The organism is Pseudoalteromonas shioyasakiensis, from assembly GCF_001550135.1.
GTDB lineage: Bacteria > Pseudomonadota > Gammaproteobacteria > Enterobacterales > Alteromonadaceae > Pseudoalteromonas > Pseudoalteromonas shioyasakiensis.
This window is the reverse complement of sequence record NZ_LRUE01000020.1, coordinates 18,657-32,824: the sequence shown is the minus strand read 5'-3', so window position 1 is coordinate 32,824 and position 14,168 is coordinate 18,657. Positions and strand designations below refer to the sequence as shown.

General features: G+C 42.5%; 14 protein-coding genes. 8 read left to right on the top strand and 6 right to left on the bottom strand.

Annotated elements, in window-relative coordinates; genetic code table 11:
- Nucleotides 1–9: 9 nt before the first annotated feature.
- The 5 genes from PASHI_RS15415 to lptM form a co-directional block, all read right to left on the bottom strand.
- On the bottom strand, nt 10–963 hold the full coding sequence (locus tag PASHI_RS15415) for a tyrosine recombinase XerC (RefSeq protein WP_062566243.1): 954 nt from the start codon (nt 961–963) through the stop codon (nt 10–12).
- Nucleotides 960–1,571, bottom strand: a complete 612-nt coding sequence (locus PASHI_RS15410; protein WP_062566242.1) for a DUF484 family protein — start codon at nt 1,569–1,571, stop codon at nt 960–962. The genes PASHI_RS15415 and PASHI_RS15410 overlap by 4 nt, the downstream gene beginning before the upstream one ends.
- A complete protein-coding gene (gene dapF / locus PASHI_RS15405) occupies nt 1,568–2,398 on the bottom strand; it encodes a diaminopimelate epimerase (protein ID WP_054563683.1) in 831 nt (276 codons plus the stop codon). The genes PASHI_RS15410 and dapF overlap by 4 nt, the downstream gene beginning before the upstream one ends.
- Before the next feature lie 64 nt (nt 2,399–2,462).
- A complete protein-coding gene (lysA, locus tag PASHI_RS15400) occupies nt 2,463–3,716 on the bottom strand; it encodes a diaminopimelate decarboxylase (protein WP_062566241.1) in 1,254 nt (417 codons plus the stop codon).
- Complete coding sequence (gene lptM / locus PASHI_RS15395; RefSeq protein ID WP_062566240.1) at nt 3,717–3,896, bottom strand: LPS translocon maturation chaperone LptM; 180 nt, start codon at nt 3,894–3,896, stop codon at nt 3,717–3,719. It abuts the gene before it with no gap.
- A gap of 148 nt (nt 3,897–4,044) precedes the next feature.
- Between lptM and cyaY the strand changes: the two genes are divergently transcribed.
- The 8 genes from cyaY to add all read left to right on the top strand — a co-directional run bounded on the left by cyaY (nt 4,045) and on the right by add (nt 13,665).
- Nucleotides 4,045–4,368, top strand: coding sequence for an iron donor protein CyaY (gene cyaY, locus PASHI_RS15390; protein ID WP_054554661.1), 324 nt, complete (start codon nt 4,045–4,047; stop codon nt 4,366–4,368).
- Complete coding sequence (locus PASHI_RS15385) at nt 4,365–5,021, top strand: alpha/beta hydrolase (protein WP_062566239.1); 657 nt, start codon at nt 4,365–4,367, stop codon at nt 5,019–5,021. Before cyaY ends, PASHI_RS15385 begins: the two co-directional genes overlap by 4 nt.
- A 21-nt stretch (nt 5,022–5,042) precedes the next feature.
- A complete protein-coding gene (locus PASHI_RS15380) occupies nt 5,043–5,930 on the top strand; it encodes a DUF2914 domain-containing protein (protein ID WP_062566238.1) in 888 nt (295 codons plus the stop codon).
- Between the two features lie 36 nt (nt 5,931–5,966).
- Nucleotides 5,967–6,905: a hydroxymethylbilane synthase gene (hemC, locus tag PASHI_RS15375; protein ID WP_054554664.1), complete on the top strand. Its 939-nt coding sequence runs from the start codon at nt 5,967–5,969 to the stop codon at nt 6,903–6,905.
- A gap of 1 nt (nt 6,906) precedes the next feature.
- The gene (locus PASHI_RS15370; RefSeq protein WP_062566237.1) at nt 6,907–8,727 is read left to right on the top strand and encodes a uroporphyrinogen-III synthase; all 1,821 of its coding nucleotides are present in this window, start codon (nt 6,907–6,909) and stop codon (nt 8,725–8,727) included.
- A complete protein-coding gene (locus PASHI_RS15365) occupies nt 8,724–9,833 on the top strand; it encodes a heme biosynthesis protein HemY (protein ID WP_062566236.1) in 1,110 nt (369 codons plus the stop codon). The genes PASHI_RS15370 and PASHI_RS15365 overlap by 4 nt, the downstream gene beginning before the upstream one ends.
- A 30-nt stretch (nt 9,834–9,863) precedes the next feature.
- Complete coding sequence (locus PASHI_RS15360; RefSeq protein WP_062566235.1) at nt 9,864–12,560, top strand: CHASE domain-containing protein; 2,697 nt, start codon at nt 9,864–9,866, stop codon at nt 12,558–12,560.
- Nucleotides 12,561–12,663: 103 nt separating this feature from the next.
- The gene (add, locus tag PASHI_RS15355; protein ID WP_062566234.1) at nt 12,664–13,665 is read left to right on the top strand and encodes an adenosine deaminase; all 1,002 of its coding nucleotides are present in this window, start codon (nt 12,664–12,666) and stop codon (nt 13,663–13,665) included.
- A 9-nt stretch (nt 13,666–13,674) separates the two neighbouring features.
- Here add and PASHI_RS15350 read toward each other — a convergent pair whose 3' ends face one another.
- Nucleotides 13,675–14,091, bottom strand: a complete 417-nt coding sequence (locus PASHI_RS15350; protein WP_054563674.1) for a CBS domain-containing protein — start codon at nt 14,089–14,091, stop codon at nt 13,675–13,677.
- Nucleotides 14,092–14,168 lie beyond the last annotated feature (77 nt).

Sequence of the window (14,168 nt, the reverse complement as noted above, 5' to 3'; positions counted from 1 at the left end):
GGCAAGGGGTTACTCTGATGTTGAGCGCTTTTTAGCGCGTGGATGGGTGTTATCGTAAACTTTAGCTAAATGCTGAAAATCTAAATGCGTATAAACTTGAGTTGCAGACAAACTACTGTGTCCTAACAGTTCTTGTACGGCGCGCAAATCCCCTGATGATTCTAAGATATGTGAAGCAAACGAGTGGCGTAATTTATGTGGGTGCACTTGCGAGCTGATCCCTTGCTTAATACCCCATTCTTGCATGCGAAGGCGAACTTGGCGTACGGAAATTCGCTTTTTTTGGCTGCTAACAAACACGGCTATTTCATCAGGGTGTGCAAACTGAGGGCGAATTTTCAGCCATGCTTTTAATGCACTGAGCGCTTTGCTGCCTACAGGTAATAAACGTTCTTTGTTACCTTTACCACGGACTAAAATTTCGCCTTCAGTGGGGTTTATATCTTGTATGTTAGCGCCAACTAACTCGCTAATGCGCAAACCCGAAGAGTACATTAATTCCATCATGGCTTTGTCACGAATAGCTAAAGGCTCATCATCTGGCAGTTCTAGTAGCTTAGCCATTTGATCTACGTCTAAATTTTTGGGTAAAGGCTTGGAAAATTTTGGCCCTTTAATGGCCTCTGCCGGATTGTGATAATGTGCCTGACTGGCTATATTTTTGGCTTTTAAGAATTTATATAAACTGCGAATACAACTTAGTTTTAAACTGATTGTGCGACCACTTAATTGTTTGCTGCGCATTTGCATGCTGTAACGGCGAATATGCTCACCTTGAACAGCAAACCAGTCTTCACATAGTTTACTAAAGTACAAAGCTGCGAAGCCTAGCTGGCTAGTGTATTGGTTTACTGTGTGCGCTGAGTATTGTTTTTCGTAGCGTAAGTAGTCTGCAAATAGTTGGATGGGTGTTCGCCAAGCATCACTTAATTCATCAATGTCTGGCGTCGTCACATCGCTCATGCAAGTTCCAATAAGCGCAGTTGCAATGAGCGCACAAACTCAAGGACAAAAAAGCTGTCTTTTGCCGGTTCGAAGTGATTTACGTCATCACTACCAAACGCCAAAATAGCCACAGGGTGTTTCGTGTTACCGATTAAATATAAAGCAGTCGATTGAGTTGTGTCTGAAAACAGTAAGTCTCTTTCTTGCTGACTTACTCGACCCAAATAAATACCGTCGTTTTGCAGGCGGTGGGCAATTAATTCATCAAACTTTGTATCGTACTTAACTAAGTGGCATTCGTTAATGGATGGGTTCGTGCAGATAATATTGCGCAAGTTGCTAGCCAGTGTCGTAAAGTCGTAGTTAGTCCATAACTGACGATGACAGTCGCTAAATAAGCGGTAAATTAACTCGTTTTCTTTTGCTTGTTCAACGAGCTGCTCAATCTTATTTTTTAATAACGTATTGTGTTCACGTAATTGGCGCTGTTGAATATGCACCAAAGACGTTGCTCCCGCCGTTTGCTGTTGTAGTTCAACTTCAGCGAGTACATCAGGGTTTTTAATAAAAAAATCAGGGTGTGCTTTTAAATATTCAGCAATTTGTTGTTCTGTTAGTTTGCTCATAGTGCCACTTGTCCATCAAAAACATGCTCAGCAGGGCCTGTCATTCGTACAGGGTGCCCTTCACCTTGCCAGCGTACTTGTAAACTGCCGCCTGGTAAGTCAACTTGTACGGTAGTAGCAAGTTTACTTTGAATTTGACCAACCACGACCGCAGCACAAGCACCTGTACCACAGGCTAAGGTTTCACTAACGCCACGTTCCCACACTCTTAGTTTAATGTGATCTTGCGAAATTACCTGCATAAAACCAACATTTGCGCGTTGTGGAAAGCGTTCATGATTTTCAAGGAGTGGGCCTAAGGTGGCGACTTCTGCGCTATGAATGTCATCAACTTCTAACACGCAATGCGGGTTACCCATCGATACTGCGCCACTAAATACCGTATGTTCTTCCGTACGAAGAATATAGGTCAGCTCACGCTTGCTGGCTTTTAATGGGATTTTGTTCGGTTCAAAATTGGGGTGGCCCATATTTACCGTTACTTGACCATCTTTCTCTATATAAAGCGTGAGGTTACCAGATTTTGTTGAAACCGAGATTTTATGCTTATTGGTCAGGCCTTTCATACGTACAAAGCGAGCGAAACAACGCGCACCGTTGCCGCACTGTTCAACTTCGTTACCATCGGCATTGAAAATACGATAATGAAAATCGAGATCAGGAGAGTAAGGGGCTTCAACCATAAGCAGTTGATCGAAGCCAATGCCGAAATGGCGATCTGCCAGCTTCTTTATTTGATCACGTGATAAAAAAACATTTTGAGTAATGTTATCAATAACGACAAAGTCATTACCTAGGCCGTGCATTTTTGAAAAATTAACTAACATAACGCTCTAATTCGGGTTTGCTCTGAGCTAATCATGCCACAGAGCAGGGCGGTTATAAAAACGTTTATGGTAAAATTTTCTCACCTTGCCAAAGGCTTTCTAAGGTTTCGCGTTGGCGAATTAAATGGCTTTGCTGGCCATCCACCATAATCTCTGCAACACGCGGGCGTGAGTTGTAGTTTGAGCTCATGGTAAAACCATACGCGCCAGCGCTGCGTTGTGCTAATAGGTCACCAGCTTGAAGTGCAAGCTCACGGTCTTTACCTAAAAAGTCGCCGGTTTCGCAAACTGGGCCGACAATATCGTAGTTGTGAGTAGGCGTATCATCTGTGCGAGGTTCAACTGGCACAATAGATTGCCAAGCTTGATATAGCGATGGACGCAACATATCGTTCATGCCTGCATCAACAATAGCAAAGAACTTATCTTGGTTTTGTTTAATAAACTCAACTTTAGTAACTAAAATACCTGCGTTGGCTGCAATCGCACGACCAGGTTCAAAAATAAGTTCTAAATCTTGGTAGTCTGCTAATCGAGCGGTAATTTTATCAACATACTCGCTCGGGTGAGGAGGTGTTTCGCCATTATAAGGCACGCCAAGACCACCACCGATATCTAGGTGAGTTAGCTTGATGCCAACCGCTTTTAACTCTTCGATAAGAGTCAGTACTTTTTCAAGGGCTGCTAAGAAAGGTTTTATTTCCGTTAGCTGCGAACCGATGTGGCAATCTACACCGGTAATTTTTAAACCGGGTAATGATGCTGCATGTTGATACACAGTCACCGCAGTTTGAATATCAATACCAAACTTATTCTCTTTTAAGCCGGTTGAGATATAAGGGTGCGTTTTTGCATCTATATCTGGGTTTACGCGAATCGAAATCGGTGCCACTAAGTTAAGATCCGTTGCCACTTTTGAAATACGCTCAAGCTCAGCCACTGACTCAACGTTAAAACACTTGATCCCCAATTCAAGTGCATAGGCAATTTCGTCAGCGGTTTTTGCAACGCCAGAAAATACAACCTTACTAGCGTCTCCGCCTGCTTGGATAACGCGCGCAAGCTCACCTTTTGAAACGATGTCAAAACCTGAACCAAGTCGCGCTAAAATATTCAGCACGGCAATATTTGAGTTGGCTTTTACGGCATAGCACACCAAGCTTTTATGTGACTTAGCAGCTTCAGCAAATGCTAGATAATGACGTTCAAAGGTTTTGCGAGAATAGATATAACAAGGCGTACCATATTGTTCGGCAAGCTCTTTGACAGCGATGTCTTCAGCGAACAGCTGATTATTATTGTAGTTAAAAAAGTCCATCTATTGGTCCTGTTTTTGCTCTGGTTGTTCGGATGGATCAGCTTGTGGCTGAGACTTTGCAGGCGGCTTAGTATCATCTGGCAGATAAAGAGCACCACTTTGTCCGCAACCTGCTAGGGTTAGTAGAAGGACGCTTAGAGGTAAAGTGGTTTTTAATTTTTGGCTATGAGTCTCTTTCATTAGATTAATACGGTTGCTGGCTTTATAATCGCAGAGTAACAGAATATTTAAAAAATGCAGCTATTCGCGGATGAATTTATTCCTGTTACACTTGATGTACACAATCTGCCCCCAGATCTAGGCTTAAAGCCAGTTAAAGGACACTAAAATGACTGATCATGAATACCACACACTAGCCGATGCATTAATGCTAACTATTGAAGAGCAAATCGATGAATGTGATGCCGATTTAGACTATGAATCAGCGTCAGGTATTTTAGAAATCATCTTTCCTGATCGCAGTAAAATTGTGATCAACAAGCAAGCACCATTACACCAAGTTTGGGTAGCGACTAAATTTAATGGTCACCATTTTGAACTACGCGACGATAAGTGGATTGATAACCGCTCGGGTGCAGAGTTTTGGCAATTTATGTGTGATGCGGCAACTCGCCAAGCAGGTCAAACAATTGAATGGCGTTCTGAACTATGAGTTTAGAGTTTGTTGAGTACCCAGCGCAAGGCGACCACAAAGCAACGGTTATCTGGCTACATGGTTTAGGTGATTCGGGTGATGGTTTTGCCCCAGTTGCACCGCAACTTGCTCTACCAAAAGAGCTTGGCGTACGTTTTGTATTTCCACATGCGCCAGTGCAGCCGGTCACCATAAATGGTGGTATGGCAATGCGTTCTTGGTACGATATTAAATCGATGGATTTAGATAAGCGTGCTGATGAGCAAGGAGTGCGTGAATCTGCTGCAAAAGTGGCAGCAATTATTGATCAAGAAATAGCAAATGGTATCGCTCCTAACAAAATTATTCTTGCCGGTTTTTCGCAAGGGGGTGTGGTATCGCTGCACTTAGCGCCACGTCTAGATTATAAATTAGCGGGTGTAATGGCACTTTCAACCTACATGTGTGTGCCTGCAAAATTAGCCGATGAAGCCAAGCAGCAGGGGTTAAATATTTTTATGGCACATGGTCGATTTGACGATGTGGTACCGCATAGCGCAGGCAGACAAGCATTTGACGTGCTTAGCGCTAACAACATGGAAGTAAGCTGGCAAGACTATCCGATGGCGCACCAAGTTTGTGGTGAAGAGTTAATGGCTATTCGTGAGTGGTTAATTGCTCGCTTGAGTTAATTTTTGGTTTTAGAGGCCAACATGACAAAGAAACTTGTAATTACAGCAAATATGAATGCCGTTGAATCGGCAGGTTCAACTCCTACAGCAGTGACTTATCAATGGCATTGGCGACGCATTTTTATGGTTAGCAGTGTTATCTTAGTAGCATTGGCTATTTTAGTGTATAGCTTAACTGGTGCTGTAAATGCTGAACAATCACCGCAAGATGAACCGCAAGCAGAGTTTACAAATGCTGAATTACAAGCTCCTTTAAATGACGCTGAGCAAGAAGAGCCAAAAGAAGTCGATGCTTTGTCAATTAATGAGCAAACACCGCAGGCTGATAGCACAGAAACGGCTAAAGCAGAGGTTGTGAGCTCAAACATTGTTGAACCTGAGGTTACGACAGTAGAGGTTGAGATCGACAGTGAACAGGTTGTTGACGAGCAACAACCGGAAACATCAGAGGTCACTCTTGACGAAGAGCCACCACAAACCGAACAGCAAGTAGAGATTGCTGCAGCCCCTGATGCTCAGCAGCAGTTTTCGCAGTCAGCGCATATTGCCAGTGTCGCAATTGGCGCTAAAATAGACACAGACAAAGTAAGCCGCGCGGTATTAACAACCGATGTTGTTGATCGAGAACCAGTAAACGTTTTAAAAAACGATGTAAAATTAGCGCAAATAAGCAATAGCCTGAGCTTTTTTAGCGAGCTTAGAAATATGCAAGGGCAAACTGTTCGTCACCAATGGTATTACCAAGATCAACAGCTTGCTTCGATTGAATTGGCGGTAAGTAGTCCACGTTTTCGTACTTATTCAACGAAAAACATTATGCCAGAGCAACTGGGTGATTGGCGTGTTGAAGTTATTGACGCAGATGGCAACTTACTGGCCCAAAAAGAATTTAGAATTTTAGCTGAGTAATATTTAGTATCAGCCTGATAATTAATTGGATTTTTCATGACACAGACAACAAAACTAGTTCGTATCGCTACCCGTAAAAGTGCACTTGCTTTATGGCAGGCTGAATTTGTAAAAGCTCAACTAGAGCACTTCCATGACGACGTAACGGTAGAGTTGGTTCCTATGTCGACACAAGGCGATATTATCCTTGATACGCCACTGGCAAAGATTGGTGGTAAAGGCTTATTCGTAAAAGAGCTTGAGCAAGCCATGCTAGATGGCCGTGCAGATATTGCGGTGCATTCAATGAAAGATGTGCCTGTTGAGTTTCCTGAAGGCCTAGCATTACACACTATTTGTGAACGTGAAGACCCACGCGATGCGTTTGTATCAAACAACTACAAAAGCTTAGATGAGTTACCACAAGGTGCTATTGTTGGTACATCAAGCTTACGCCGCCAATGCCAAATTCGCGAAGCTCGCCCAGATTTAGACATTCGTGATTTACGCGGTAATGTTAATACGCGTTTAGCAAAACTAGATGATGGTCAATATGATGCAATCATTCTAGCTGCAGCGGGTCTAATTCGTTTAGAAATGCCTGAGCGTATTACAGCTTTTATCGAGCCAGAAGTATCATTACCTGCAAATGGTCAAGGTGCTGTGGGTATTGAGTGCCGTATTGATGATGAAGTGACAAAAGCACTGTTAGCGCCACTCGAACATAATGAAACACGTATTCGTGTTAATGCCGAGCGTGCTATGAATCGCCGTTTAGAAGGTGGTTGCCAAGTGCCAATTGGTGCATTTGCATTGGTTGATGGTGAGCAAGTGCATTTACGTGGTTTAGTGGGCGCTATTGATGGCAGCCAAATGCTGCGTGATGAAGTGACAGGCCCTGTGGCTGACGCAGAGCAGTTAGGTATTACACTTGCTGAAAAACTACTTGAGCAAGGTGCTGATAAAATTTTAGCTGAAGTATATAGAGACGCTTAATATGCATATTTTGATAACTCGTCCAGAAGGTAAAGGCACTGAGCTTGCTCTTGAGCTTCAGCAGGCGGGTTATCAAACAACCCTGTGTCCTGTTCTTACCTTAGATTACCTCACAGTAAATAGTAGTGAGCTCGCGCCGCTAGAAAATGCCGATAAAATCATTTTTATCTCGCAAGATGCCGTGCATGCCTTGTTAAAACTCACACCAACCATCAACAAAGCAGCGCAACTTTATGCGGTCGGCCAGCAAACGGCTGATGCGGTTTATGAAGCCTTTGGGCGACGTGCTGCAGTACCCAAACAGCATGATTCAGAAGGTCTGCTTGAATTAAAAACACTACAAGATGTTGAGCTAAGTAACATCGTTTTAGTGAAAGGTGAAGGTGGGCGCACGACCATAGCAAAAACCTTAAAACAACGTGGTGCTTTATTAAATCAGTTGGTTGTTTACAAGCGGAGCGCAATTGAGAGCGAACCGGGCAAGTGGATGGACCACTGGCAAACAATTGATGTAGAAGGTATAGTCATTACCAGTAATGCAGCGGTGGATGCCATTTTTAATGGCCTAAATGAGCCTCAGCTTGCATGGTTGAAAGAGCGACAATTTTTCGTTGCCAGTGAGCGTATCGCTGATTATTTAAAGCAACAAAATGTCGCAAGAACACAGATACATATTGCTGCAGGGGCGAGCGACAGCGCTATGTTCACCTGCATTAATCAGCAAGGTAGCAAAATGAGTGAAGCAGAATCAAAACAACCCGCAAAGCCAGTGACCGCACAGCCAGAGAAAAAAGCGCAAACGGCAAATACTGGGGCGAAAGCGCCTGTACAAGCTAAAAGAGGCATCAGCAAAACAGGTAGCTTAGCGTTACTTATTTCACTTATAGTGGCTGGTGTAGTTGGCTATGAGTTTTATCTAAAATTAAATAGCGATCAGCAATCGGCTGTGGCATTGACTGAGCTGACAGATGAAAACCTACGCTTACAGCAGCAAATTGATGCATTAAAAAGTGCCCAACAAACAATGCAGCACTCGCTTTATAACAGTGAACAGAAGGTCACTGATGCACTAAATGAAAGTGCTGAGCAAACACAGCAGCAATTACAAGCAGCTTTAAAGCGCGCCGAGCAGCAAACTTTCACGCTTAATCCGCAAGAAGTCACAAGCCTGCAGCGTATGGCCGAGTTTAAATTGTGGGCAGAGCACGATTACCAAGGGGCTGCTGCTGTGCTATCTCGCTTAGATAGCTTACTTGCAGAACACCCGGGTACAGGCGCTATTCGCCAAGCAATTCACCAAGATTTACAAACCTTGAATGCCATAGAACCTGTGGCTGTTGAAGCAATTTATTTAAAACTGCATGGCATTAATCAAAAAGTTGATGAACTGGTATTTAATGCTATTTCACTTCCTGAAGAGGTCGTCAAAGAAGACCCAAATCAATTAAGTGAAAATGTCAGTGAATGGCGTCAAAACCTTGCGAAGTCGTGGCAGCAGTTTAAAGACTTCTTTGTAGAAGTGCGCACACGTGAAGATATGGTTATCGCACCATTTTTAAGTGAGCAAGAGCGTCACCTAGTAAAACAGCGCTTAAGTTTATACTTAGCTCAAGCGCAAGATGCGGTATTAAGTAAACAAAGTAGTGTGTATTTTAGTGCTGTTGATGCTGCTCATAGTTTGGTAAAAGATTACTTTAAACAAGATGATGCGCAAACAAAAGCGGCCTTAAAAAGCCTTGCTGAGCTTTCTAAAGAGCAGCTCGATTTTAGTCCAAAAGTGTCACTACAAAGTACTGAGCAGGTGAAGGAGTGGGCACAATGATCCGCTTTTTATTAATCATTATTGCAATAGCAGTCTGCTTAGGGATTGCCCCTTTTTTTATAGATCAAAAGGGTTATGTACTAATTGCCTTTAATAAAACAACCATTGAAGGGACTATTTGGGGCGTTACTGCACTTTTAATATTGGCATTCGCTGCACTGTTTTTACTTTATAAGCTTTGCCGTTACGTAATATCTTTATATAGCCATACACGCCATGGTTTCTTTGCGCGCAGTGAAGAGCGTAAACAAGCGGCTATTGAGCAAGGTGTATGGAGCTTAATTAATAACGATTATACGGAGCTTGAGCTTGCACTTGATAACAACAGTGTTGCAGAAAAGTGGAGCGATATACGTTTTGCGCTTCTAGCTAAAGCTGCACTGGCGAATAATGAAAATGAAAAAGCAATTAGCTATCTTGATAAAATAAGCCAAGATAAGCAGCTAAAAGTGGCTAATTTATGGATTGCTAGCGGCGAAACCAGCACTATCTTTGCTGACCTTAAAGCGTTAGCTGAACGCAAAAAAGCCTCTCGTTTAGAGCTTAAAATGTATGCCCATGTTTTAGTGCAAGAGCAAAAGTGGGCGGCACTTAATGACTTTATGCCACGTTTATTACGTAAAAAAGCTCTTTCTGAGCAAGAGTGGCAACAATTGTTCGACCGTTACTTTGCAGCTCAGTCAAATGGGGATTTAACTGAGCGTTATGAGCAATTAGCCAAAAACTTGAAGCCACACGCAGAGGTAAGCTATTTAACGGCGATGGCGAAGGCAGGTGAGTTAAACAAAATTGAGCTAAGCTTAATTAAAATGCTCAAAAAACCGCTACAGCATAAAGATTTAGCACGTATTTTACGTACTAGTAGCGCTGGCGATGCACTCAAGCTGCAATCAAGTTTGCAGGATGTATTAAAAAAAGACACCGAAAATACAGACTTATTACTAGCCCTTGCATGTTTAGCAAATGCTCACGGTGAATATGACCTAGCCGCGCGAGTGTTTGATAAAGCGCTTAATGCAGATAATCGCCATGCTTATTTGCAGCAAGCGGTGCTCAGCTACAGTAAGAGTGCCCAACCAGAAAAAGCATTGGTACTCTATCAATAATTTTACTCCAGCCAGCAAAGGAGCGATGGCTTGAAGAACTTATTTACACTGACAATAAGCATTGCACTTGCTTACTTTCTTACAGGGTACTTAAGTAATTCATTGCTGGCGATTGATGGCTATGCGGTTGCAGCATGGCCGCCTTCAGGTATTGCGCTTGCCAGTATCTTGCTACTTAGAAATCGTGCCTTGCCAGGGGTTCTGCTAGGGGCATTCTTTGTAAACCTTATTCACCTTGATAAAGCCACTGATATTTTTCACTGGCAAATGATGCTGCAGGCAATTGGCGTAACAACTGCATCTACATTCCAAGCTTGGCTTGCCTATTACATTATTATTCATGTCGTTAAACGCCCGATTGAATTATCGTCATTAAAGCAAAGTATGCTTGGTTTAATGATTGGCGGCCCTTTGTGTAGCTTGATTGCTGCATCAATTGGCACCGGCTTACTGGTCATTAACAATGTTATTCCGAGTTATGCGGCGCTTAATAATTTTATCGCATGGTGGATTGGCGATAGCATTGGGGTTCTGATATTCACGCCATTAATTTTAGCGGCATTTAGTTACCATCATACTCGCCAACGGCTGCAAATCATTGTGCCGGCGCTATTAATTTACGTGGTTATTTGTGTCAGCTTTTATGGTGCAGCCAGTGTAAAAAAAGACAAAGACTTACAGCGCCAGCAAGCTAAAGTCAGTGCGATTCACACGAACCTTGAACATAAAGTCGATGAAATTAAGTCGCACTTAGCCTTACTCGCAACTTTTTTTGCTAGTAGTGACATGGTTGATTTTGACGAATTTAAGCGCTTCACATCAAGGCAACTACAATACAGCGAAGAAATTCTTGCCCTTGAGTGGGCACCTAAGGTTATTCACTCACAACTAAATAATTATCAAAATTTACTGCGTGATGAACTGGGCGCTGACTATTATGTGAAAGAAAAAAATGCTGCAGGGCAGTGGCAGCCGGTGAGTAAGCGAACGGTTTATTTTCCGGTGCAATATATTCATCCTTTAGCAGGGAACGAACCAGCACAAGGCTTTGATTTAGCCTCAAACGAGTTACGTAAACAAGCGTTAACTGACTCTCGGTTAATTAAGAATGTCACCGTCAGTGAGCCTATTACCCTGATGCAAGGTGATGGTAACGAAAAGGGCGTTTTATTCTTCAACCCAGTTTATTCAGACATTAATCACCAGGTCGGATTTAGAGGTTATGTTGTCGCCGTGGTCAATTTAGAAGTGTTAGCACAAACACTTAATTTTAATCAGAACACTGATATCGATGCCAGCTTCTATGACGTTACTGACGGCAGTAATCCTGTCGAAATTTACAGCCCACATCGTGTAGGTACAACAGCTATTGCGAGCTTCAACTTTATTATTGGTGAGCGCGTTTGGCAGGTAAAATTATGGGAGTCAGTTGCACAGTCGTCATGGTTGCCTTATTGGTTGGCGCAAATAGTCGGTATGCTGTTTGTTTGGTTATTGATCACCTTTTTGATTTCTGTAACTGGTACTAATATTCAAATTCGTCAGCAAGTGGCAAAGCAAACTCAAAGCCTTCGCGAAGAAAAGTTAAAAGCCGATAAAGCTAGCCAAATTAAAAGTGAGTTCTTGGCGAATATGAGCCATGAAATACGCACGCCTATTAATGGTATTAAGGGTTTGCATTATTTAGCAATGCAAGAGCCTGACTGGCAACAAGCCCGAGGTTATATTGATCAAGCCGATGGTGCACTGAATGTACTATTACGTGTAATCAATGATGTTTTAGATTTTTCTAAAATAGAAGCGGGGCGATTGGAGCTACATCAAGAACCAATAGATGTGAATGCGTTGGTTAGTGAGCTGACTAACTTATTGCAGTTTGAGCTTAACTCTCGCTCTTTAGAATTTAGAGTTGAGCTTGATGCTTCTGAACACCTACTGATCCATACCGACCCAATTCGTTTAAAACAAGTATTGTTGAATTTGTTAAACAATGCGGTGAAGTTCACTCAAGAAGGCACGATTACATTACGTATTTGGCAGCAGGGTGAATTTACTTATTTTAGTGTTATTGATACAGGCATCGGCATCAGCAAAGAGGCCCAGCAGCGTCTGTTTAAACCATTCTCACAAGCCGATAGCTCAACCTCTCGTCGCTTTGGTGGCACAGGTTTAGGCTTGAGTATTTGTCAAAAACTCATTGTTATGATGGGAGGCGAGATAAGCCTCAGTAGCACTGAGGGGCAAGGTTCAACGTTTACAATTTCGCTGCCATTTGAGTCTCCTCTTGAAGAGGTGATTCATAGTGATGATGAGTTAGCTGATATTGATGTGACTGCTGTTTCATTTGCCGATGATGCAATTCTGTTGGTTGAAGATAATCCATTGAATCAACATGTGGCGAGTTCGATTTTAAAAACTAAAGGCTGCCAACCAGATATCGCTAAAGATGGCCACGAGGCTATAAAGATGATCAGTGAAAAAAGCTATGACCTTGTGCTTATGGATATTCAAATGCCGAATATGGATGGCTTACAAGCGACTAAGTTTATTCGTAATGAACTGCTGATCACCGATTTACCTATTATTGGCTTATCGGCAAATGCTCATGATGATGACCTAAAGAAAGGCTTAGCCAGTGGTATGAATGGTTATTTAACTAAACCAATTGATGCAGATAAACTTTTTAAAACTTTGTGGCATTTTTTGCATAATGCTAGCAGCCATTAAAGCAGACATTTGACCTCTAAAAAGTAAATAAAATCATCTAAACTTGAAATATCGCCGTGGGTACGTATGATCCGCGCAAATTTACTGAACCTGAGTGCTAATTATGATCAATAACAAACTCCCTTTGCTTGATATTCACCGTCATCTAGATGGTAATGTTCGCCCACAAACGATCTTAGAGCTTGGTCGTCAGTTTAATCTTGAATTACCTGCTGACAACATTGAAGCGCTTATTCCGCACGTACAGGTTATCGACCCTGAACCAAATTTAGTGGCGTTTTTACACAAGCTAGATTGGGGTGTAAAAGTATTGGGTGATTACGATGCTTGTCGTCGTATTGCTATCGAAAACGTTGAAGATGCGATTGCCCAAAACCTCGATTACGTTGAGCTTCGTTTTAGCCCATATTATATGGCGCAAAGCCAAGGCCTACACCCGCAAGGTGTTGTCGAAGCGGTGGTTGATGGTGTAAAAAGTGCGTGTCATAACGCACCAATTAAAGCTAACTTAATCGGCATCATGTCGCGTACATATGGCACCAAAATCTGTCAGCAAGAGCTTGATGCGCTTCTTGCTTTTAAAAATGATTTAGTCGCGGTTGATTTAGCTGGCGATGAAATTGGTTTCCCGGGTGAGCTATTTGTTGAACACTTTAAACAAGTTCACGATGCTTACTTAGCTGCCACGATTCATGCCGGTGAAGCGCGAGGTAGCGAAAGCATTTGGCAAGCAATTAACGAGCTTGGCGCAACGCGTATTGGTCATGGTGTAAAAGCGATTGAAGATGCTGCACTAATGGATTACTTACGTGATAAGCGCATTGGTATTGAGTCTTGCTTAACCAGTAACATTCAAACCAGCACTGTTGCTGAGCTTGCAAAACACCCGTTAAAAACCTTCTTAGACCATGGTATTTTGGCATCAATTAATACTGATGATCCAGCAGTTGAAGGTATTGAAATAGCGTATGAGTATCAAGTAGCAGCACCTGCGGCAGGCTTAAGCCAAGCCGATATGGAAAAAGCGCAAGCTAATGCGCTTGAAATTGCTTATTTAAGCGATGCTGATAAAGCTGCTTTAAAACAGTTAGCTGCTAATCGTTAAGCAGCTAACTTACACTTGGTGCTCTTGGCATGAGACATAGTTTTCATACAATGCTTTGAGCACGTCTCCCCGGCTGATCATGCCAACAACCTTACCATCCTCGATAACCGGGTAGTTTTTTGGCTTACCTGTTTGCATGCCATCTGCCAGCTCTATGATGTTTTGATCGCTACTTACGGTAACAACATCGGTGCGCATTAGCTGTTTTACCTTCACTACACCATCACAGAAATAACTGTTTTGCATGAGCGGTTGCAGCAGCTCTTGTTCAGAAATAAAGCCAACTAGGCTTTTGTTGTCATCGAATACAGGTGCGCCTAGTAATTTAAACTTTTGCAGCTCGCTAATCGCGGTGGTCATTTCAGTTTCAGGCGTAATGTGTGGCAACTTACGTTGCATAAAGTCTTGTACTTTTGTATTTAGCATTTGGGTCTCTCCCCATCGTTATTCTAATCAGAGTATGGTCAAGGAAATGCAGTTTGTGAAATCGTTTAGACGGATTA

Excerpts from the sequence above, each read along its gene's own strand:
- hemC (WP_054554664.1), top strand. The coding sequence starts at position 5,967 with ATGACACAGACAACAAAACTAGTTCGTATCGCTACCCGTAAAAGTGCA.
- lysA (WP_062566241.1), bottom strand. The coding sequence starts at position 3,716 with ATGGACTTTTTTAACTACAATAATAATCAGCTGTTCGCTGAAGACATC.
- cyaY (WP_054554661.1), top strand. The coding sequence starts at position 4,045 with ATGACTGATCATGAATACCACACACTAGCCGATGCATTAATGCTAACT.
- PASHI_RS15350 (WP_054563674.1), bottom strand. The coding sequence starts at position 14,091 with ATGCTAAATACAAAAGTACAAGACTTTATGCAACGTAAGTTGCCACAC.
- PASHI_RS15380 (WP_062566238.1), top strand. The coding sequence starts at position 5,043 with ATGACAAAGAAACTTGTAATTACAGCAAATATGAATGCCGTTGAATCG.
- add (WP_062566234.1), top strand. The coding sequence starts at position 12,664 with ATGATCAATAACAAACTCCCTTTGCTTGATATTCACCGTCATCTAGAT.
- lptM (WP_062566240.1), bottom strand. The coding sequence starts at position 3,896 with ATGAAAGAGACTCATAGCCAAAAATTAAAAACCACTTTACCTCTAAGC.
- PASHI_RS15370 (WP_062566237.1), top strand. The coding sequence starts at position 6,907 with ATGCATATTTTGATAACTCGTCCAGAAGGTAAAGGCACTGAGCTTGCT.
- dapF (WP_054563683.1), bottom strand. The coding sequence starts at position 2,398 with ATGTTAGTTAATTTTTCAAAAATGCACGGCCTAGGTAATGACTTTGTC.
- PASHI_RS15365 (WP_062566236.1), top strand. The coding sequence starts at position 8,724 with ATGATCCGCTTTTTATTAATCATTATTGCAATAGCAGTCTGCTTAGGG.
- PASHI_RS15415 (WP_062566243.1), bottom strand. The coding sequence starts at position 963 with ATGAGCGATGTGACGACGCCAGACATTGATGAATTAAGTGATGCTTGG.
- PASHI_RS15385 (WP_062566239.1), top strand. The coding sequence starts at position 4,365 with ATGAGTTTAGAGTTTGTTGAGTACCCAGCGCAAGGCGACCACAAAGCA.
- PASHI_RS15410 (WP_062566242.1), bottom strand. The coding sequence starts at position 1,571 with ATGAGCAAACTAACAGAACAACAAATTGCTGAATATTTAAAAGCACAC.